1 protein-coding gene is annotated in these 338 nt (G+C 71.3%); it reads right to left on the bottom strand.

Annotated elements, in window-relative coordinates; genetic code table 11:
• Positions 1 to 137: 137 nt before the first annotated feature.
• Positions 138 to 338 (bottom strand): helix-turn-helix domain-containing protein (locus EXE45_RS18450; RefSeq protein WP_137695170.1); only part of this gene is annotated, 201 nt, incomplete at its 5' end.

The following is a 338-nucleotide window of genomic DNA, read 5'->3' as shown; positions in this document are numbered from 1 at the left end:
GGTGCGCGTCGCGAGCGCGGCCAGGGCGCGCTTGACGGCGGTAGTCGAGACCACGGGCCGACTGGCGCGGCATCGGGGATAAACCGTCGCGGACGCCTCCTCGACCCTGCGGATCGCGGCGCGGTCCGAACCCCGCCTCAGATCCCCAGCGAGTACAGCCGCTTGCGCGCGTCGGTGAAGGAGAACCGGGAGTCGACGACGCCCTCCTCTTCGAGCCGCGACAGCGCGTAGCGGACGGTCCGGGGCGGAAGCAGCGTCTCCTCGGCCAGCTCGCTCTGGGTCAGCGTGTCGTTGTAGTCTAACCCCTTCGCGACGAGCTTCGCGCTCGGCGGCAGGTC

This window comes from Halorubrum sp. SP9, from assembly GCF_005435015.1.
Classification (GTDB): domain Archaea; phylum Halobacteriota; class Halobacteria; order Halobacteriales; family Haloferacaceae; genus Halorubrum; species Halorubrum sodomense.
The sequence above is the reverse complement of the archived record's forward strand: the minus strand, read 5'-3'. Positions and strand labels throughout refer to the sequence as shown.